Genomic DNA, 5,547 nt, shown 5'->3' with positions numbered 1-5,547 from the left:
CCACCATGGGGACGAGGCCCGCCAGGCTCGCGTAGCCGACCCAGGCCGAGGAGTGGGTGATGTCGTAGCTCGCGCTCGTGCTGGGCGTGGTGCTGCTCGCCGTACCGGCCGGTGGCGCCCTCTGGTACGAGGACGCCCACGACGAGGCCGTGGAGCAGGCGCTCCTCGGCCGTCTGGAGCGCGCCGACGACCTGGTGGCCGCGGGCGGCCGTCAGTCCTTCGGCGCCGCCCGGTCCGACTACGGGACGGCCCTGGGGGTCTACCGCGACCTCGCCGTGCACCACACCGGTTCCCGTGCGGCCCGGCGGGTCCCCGACAGCCTGCGGACCTACTACACGACGGTCGGCGCGGCCTACGGCCACCAGGAGTACTGCGACGCCATAGAGCCGCTGAAGTACCTCCGCACCGTGCCGGACACGATGCCGCGGGAACAGCTCGGCTCGCTGGCGGGATGGCCCGACGACCGGCTCGCCACCGCCCTGTACGAGTGCGGCGCGCGGCACCTGGCGAGCGGCGACACGGACTGGGTCAACCGCTTCGGCGACCTGCTCGACACCTTCCCGCGGTCCGCGGCGGCGGCCAAGGTGGTGCCGGCCGTCGACGCGGCCGTGGCGACGGCGGAGAAGGCCGTCGGCGGGGACGAACCCTGCGCGGCCGTGGAGAAGTTGCGCGACCTCGACACCCGGATCACCGACCTGTCCAGGTCGGCCGGCGACACCGGCGGCCGACTGGCGAAGGCCGCGAGCCGCGCCGGCCGCAGCGGTGACGCGGGCGGGTACGCCTGCGGGGTCGACCAGTACAAGGACGGCGACTTCGACGCGGCGCAGAAGACCATGGAGCAGTTCGCCGCCGGCCACAAGCACGACAGGAACCGCGCCCGCGCCCAGAAGACCGCCATAGCCGCCGAGGTCGCCCAGACCCTCCCGGCGGCCGGCCGGAAGCTGCCCACCCTGGCCTCCGGCGGCAGCATCTCCGTCACGGTCAAGAACGACAGCCCGGACGACATCACCGTCCTCTACACCGGCCCGGTCACCGGCAGCTTCACCCTCAAGGGCTGCGGCCGCTGCAAGGCGTACACGTTGGCCGACACGGTCTTCTCCACCTTCAAGCCCTGCAACGACAGCAGCAAGAACTACCCGCAGCGCACCATCAGCCTTCCCGCCGGCACCACGTACTTCGTGCACAAGCCGAACGGCGACAGCACCGCGACCCCGGCCTCGGACACCGCCAAGCTCCGGCCCGGCTACATCTACACGGAGTGCGCCTATTCGACCCAGCGGCTGGGGTCCGGGTACTGACCGGCGGCCGGCGAGCGGCTGCCGCCGCGGGGCCGAGGGCACCCCGCGTCCGAGCGCCCGCCTCCCGGCCCGGACCCGCTCCTACAGCCCCTCGCCGAGCGCGGCGATCGCGGTCGGTCCGTGCCCGGCGGCCGTCAGCGGTGCCCGGACGTCCGCCTCCAGGTCGGGGACGTAACCGAACAGGACGTCCGCGGGGCCGGTCACCCGCACCTCCCCGAGCGCGGCGGGCAGCAGCAGGGTCCGGGCCCGGTCGAGCGGGCCGGTCCAGCCGTCGCAGGCGACGGTCACCGGGGCGCCGGCGTTGCTGAGCACCTGCGCCGTGGCGAACGAGCGGCTGATGCGAGCGCCGGCTCCCGCGGTCCAGCGTTCCAGGGCGAAGTACGGCCCGGCGCACAGGACCGTGCGCACCACCGTGTCCCCGGCCGGGACACTCAGCCCCGGCTGGAACGCCGGGCGCGGCTCCGGCCGCCACTCGTCCAGCAGCCGTTCGATGTTCTCCTTGCGCTCCCGCTCGTCCAGCGGCGCGCCGTCCTCCATCCGCCAGGGCATCGCGTGCTGCTGGATGTCGGAGGTCTGCTCGATCTCGTACACCAGGGTGCCCGGCCCGAAACTGTGCAGGGTTCCGCCCGGCACGTACACGGTCTGGCCGGCGCGCACCGGCAGCCGGCGCAGCACCGCGTCGAAGTCCTGCGCGAGCAGCGCCCGGCGCAGCCGCTCCCGGTCCACCCCTGGCCGCACGCCGACCAGGGCCGTCGCGCCGGGTACGGCGTCCAGCACATGCCACGCCTCGGTCTTGCCGTTCGGCTCGCCCTCCAGGCGGCGGGCGGTGGCGTCGTCGGCGTGCAGGTGCACGGGCAGCGCGCGCGTGCCGTCGATGAACTTGGTGAGCAGGGGGAAGCGCGGTCCGTGCGGGCGGTCGCCGAGCAGGCCGCCGGGATCCTCCGCCATCAGCTCCCGCAGCGACCTCCCCGCCGGCGGACCCTCGGTCACCGTGGCACCCTCCCCGTCGACGTCGCTGACCTCCCAGGTCTCGGCGACCGGGCCGGGCGGCAGTCCCGTCCGGCCCAGCCGGTCGGAAAGGACCCGGCCGCCGAACACATGCTGTTTGACGGGTGTGCTCAGGCGCAGCGGGGACCAGTTCACCGGTGCGCCCTCAGCCGGCCGCGTTGTCGACCCGCATCCGCACCTGTTCCTCCAGCCTGCGCAGGCTGCCGTCCAGGGCGTCGCACACCGCCCGCTCGCCCGGGTCGTGGCCCTCGTCGAAGAAGGACAGGTGCACGGTCACCTCGCTGGCTCCGCTGCCGATGCCGGCCACCTGGAGCCAGCCGGCGTAGCTGCCCTGCTCGCGGGTGCCCCACTCCAGGCGCATCTGGTCCGGCTCGGACCGCAGCAGGGCGGGTGTCTCCTCGCCGGAGCGGTCCTCGTGGACGGTCACGGCGGGTGGGTCCTGGACGTCCACGTGCAGTTCGCCGGGGAGCCAGGCGTCGAGCTGGGCGGTGTTGGCGGCCTGGTCGAAGACCTGCTCGGGCTGTGCGGGCATCGTGCGGGAACGTTCGTACTCGGCCATCGTGGTCTCGCCCCTCCGGTCGGAAGTCGTACCCCGACCGCGTGCCCCTTCCACGGCGACCGAAAAGCCCCGGCGGCAACCGGCCCCCCGGCTCCGGCTCCCGGGGCCCTCAGTCCCGGAAGGCGGGATACCCCGGCAGCGGTGCCGTCCGCCAGTCGCGGGCGGGGCCGTCCAGCAGCAGCTCCATGGTCCGGGCCAGCGCCGGGAACTCCGTGAGGGTGCTTGCCGTCTCCCAGCGGTGCCGCAGCAGCCGGCGCACCGTCGGGACCGGGCGCCGGGTCGGGTGCATCGGCCGGTCCTCGCCGGCATGGGGCAGCAGGTGCACCGTGCCGTGGACCGTCCAGAGCGCGACCGCGCGGCGCAGGCCCGCCTCCCACACCGCGTCCTCGGCCAGTTCCGGGTAGACGGCCACGACCTCGGTGCGGTAGGTCCGCTCCACCTGTTGGGCCAGGTCCGCGGGCAGCCGGAAGACGCACCAGCAGGTGGAGAAGGGCATCCGGCAGTAGGCCGCGGTCAGGAAGACCGACTGGAAGGTCGCGCTCTCGAAGTCGATCAGGCGCAGCCCGTCCTGCGTGAGCAGGGTGTTGTCCGGGCAGGTGTCGCCGGGCGTGAACGCCGGGTACCGGTCACCGCCCAGCGTGCCGATCCGCGCCAGCTCACCGGCCAGGTCCGGCGGCACCGCGACCCCCGACCGCGCGAGCAGCACGGGGAACTCGGCGGCGCACCGCTCGATCCACGGGTCGTCCGGCCCCGACGGCACCCCCTGGTCGAACCGGGCCGCCAACCGGGTGAACTCGGCGCGCCCGGCCACCGAGCCGGTACCCAGCCGGCCGAGCGCGCCGGCCCAGGCCAGCAGGCCGTCCGCCGCGGCCTTCGGGTCGTCGCCGAGCAGCACGTCCGCGAGCGTCGGCGCGGCTCCCAGGTCCTCCATCACCAGCAGCGGCGTGTCCGGGTCCACGCCCAGCAGGGCCGGCCCCGAGCCGAGGGAGAGCGCGGCGGCCTCCGAGGTGAAGGACCGCAGCGCGTCCGGTCCCCGGCCGAACGCCTTCACGATCACGGTGCCCCCTTCCGCTGTCCGGCAGCGCAGGACGGAGCTGCGACTGCTGCCGCCCAGGTCGACCGGGTCGGACAACTCGGTCCCCAGCAGCCCGCCGGCCGTTCGCACGATCGGATCCATCCCGGCATCCTGCCACCGTTCCCCGGCCCGCCGGCGCCCGTGGCCCAGCCGCCCGGGACGAGGGCCGTGCGGGCCGGTCCGGCCGTGTCGGTGAGGGCGGACCCGGCCCGGATGCGGGGCAGGTGGGCGTCCACGGTGGGGGAGGACGGGCCCGTGAGGAGGGCCGTCCGGGGGAGGCGGGTGCGGTGGGCGGTGGTGTGGCGGAGTCGCTTCCCGCGTGCGGCCCATGTGGCGGGCCGTCCGGGGACGGGTGCGGTCGGCGGTGGCGTGCCGCGGCGCCTGTCGCGCGCGGGCGACGACTCGGGGGCGTCCGTTCAGGGGGATCCGCCCGCGCGTCCGGCCCGGGCGCTCCCCGCTCACCCCACGGCCGCGCGCGCCGTCCGCTCCACCAGGGACACGCCGTCGCTCATGGAGGCGCTGCCGTCCGACAGCACCGCGACGAGGTACCGGTGCCCCTTCACGGTGACCTGGCCGACGCTGTTGACATCCCACAGGCCCGTCGTGTCGCGCTGGAGCCAGCCGTTCTTCAGGGTCTTCCGGGACCCGTCGGTGCCGGCCGCCGGGACGCCCCAGGTCTGCTCCGGTACGACCCGGCTCATCAGGGTGCGGATGTAGGCCCGGGAGTCGGCGTCGAGTCCGCCGGAGCCCGTGCGGACCGTCGCGCCGGTGTCGAACACGGCCCGCAGCAGCCGTATCTGGTCGCGCGCGGTCGTCCGGGTCAGCCCCCACTTGGCACCGGGTCCGCCCGTGGTCGCGGTCAGCCCCAGGCGCTTGTTGGCCGCCGCCAGCCCGGGGGCCCGGCCGATCTGCCGCCACAGGGCGTTGGCCGCCGCGTTGTCGCTGCGCCGGATCATCGGCTCGGCGCGCTCGCGCTCTCGCGCGGTGAGCCGGCGTCCCTCGTCCTGTGCCTGGAGCAGCAGTGCCGCGAGGATGTCGACCTTCACGATGCTCGCGGTGTCGTACGCCCTGTCCTGGCCGTGGACCACGGGGGTGCGGTCGGTGCCGTCCAGGTCGAGCACGGCCGCCGTGGCCTGCGCCGAGGCGGCCGCGGCCGGGGTGGGGTGCAGGAGCCCGGTGGCGAGGAGGGCGGTCGCCGAGGCCGCGAGGGCGCAGGCCTTGGCGCGTGCTGTGCGGGACAGGCGGGAGGACATGGGTCACGAACGTAGACAACGCCGGCGCCTTGCGGCGTGGCGTCCGTCACCTCTGGGCCCGTTCGGAGCGGATTGTGAGAAGAGCCACCGATGGGGCGCATTCTTCCGGCCGGGTCACCGGGGCGGCGGCGTGGGTGCGCGGCCGTGCGTGCTCCTCCGCTTATCGTCGGCCCGACACCGACATCCGGAGTGAAGATGGACAAAGCGGATGAACTGGTTGGTGTGACGGAGGGCGTGGCGGCCGCACCCCGCCCCGGTCCGCCCGCGCGCCGCGGCCGGGCGTGGCCCTTCCGTGCCGGCCCCAGGCACGGGCCGGCACCCCGTACCCACCCCCCGCCGCGGCCCCACCGAGCC

At 75.1% G+C, this 5,547-nt stretch carries 5 protein-coding genes; 1 reads left to right on the top strand and 4 read right to left on the bottom strand.

The window, feature by feature from the left end; genetic code table 11:
- The first annotated feature begins 77 nt into the window (after positions 1-77).
- Complete coding sequence (locus ABZV94_RS39760; RefSeq protein WP_356349677.1) at positions 78-1,298, top strand: hypothetical protein; 1,221 nt, start codon at positions 78-80, stop codon at positions 1,296-1,298.
- An 81-nt stretch (positions 1,299-1,379) separates the two neighbouring features.
- Here ABZV94_RS39760 and ABZV94_RS39755 read toward each other — a convergent pair whose 3' ends face one another.
- The 4 genes from ABZV94_RS39755 to ABZV94_RS39740 all read right to left on the bottom strand — a co-directional run bounded on the left by ABZV94_RS39755 (position 1,380) and on the right by ABZV94_RS39740 (position 5,193).
- Entirely contained in the window at positions 1,380-2,441 is a 1,062-nt protein-coding gene (locus tag ABZV94_RS39755) for a class I mannose-6-phosphate isomerase (RefSeq protein ID WP_356349674.1), read from the bottom strand.
- Between the two features lie 10 nt (positions 2,442-2,451).
- Positions 2,452-2,865 carry an SRPBCC family protein gene (locus ABZV94_RS39750; protein WP_356349672.1) on the bottom strand — a complete coding sequence of 138 codons (414 nt, stop codon included), beginning with the start codon at positions 2,863-2,865 and terminating at the stop codon, positions 2,452-2,454.
- A gap of 109 nt (positions 2,866-2,974) precedes the next feature.
- Positions 2,975-4,042 carry a hypothetical protein gene (locus tag ABZV94_RS39745; RefSeq protein WP_356349669.1) on the bottom strand — a complete coding sequence of 356 codons (1,068 nt, stop codon included), beginning with the start codon at positions 4,040-4,042 and terminating at the stop codon, positions 2,975-2,977.
- A 356-nt stretch (positions 4,043-4,398) separates the two neighbouring features.
- Complete coding sequence (locus tag ABZV94_RS39740) at positions 4,399-5,193, bottom strand: serine hydrolase (RefSeq protein ID WP_356349667.1); 795 nt, start codon at positions 5,191-5,193, stop codon at positions 4,399-4,401.
- Positions 5,194-5,547: the final 354 nt, after the last annotated feature.

The organism is Streptomyces sp. NPDC004658 (assembly GCF_040609555.1).
GTDB lineage: Bacteria > Actinomycetota > Actinomycetes > Streptomycetales > Streptomycetaceae > Streptomyces.
The sequence above is the reverse complement of the archived record's forward strand: the minus strand, read 5'-3'. Positions and strand labels throughout refer to the sequence as shown.

Bases quoted from the DNA above. Each gene is read 5' to 3' on its own strand.
- ABZV94_RS39750 (WP_356349672.1), bottom strand. From the start codon at position 2,865: ATGGCCGAGTACGAACGTTCCCGCACGATGCCCGCACAGCCCGAGCAG.
- ABZV94_RS39745 (WP_356349669.1), bottom strand. From the start codon at position 4,042: ATGGATCCGATCGTGCGAACGGCCGGCGGGCTGCTGGGGACCGAGTTG.
- ABZV94_RS39740 (WP_356349667.1), bottom strand. From the start codon at position 5,193: ATGTCCTCCCGCCTGTCCCGCACAGCACGCGCCAAGGCCTGCGCCCTC.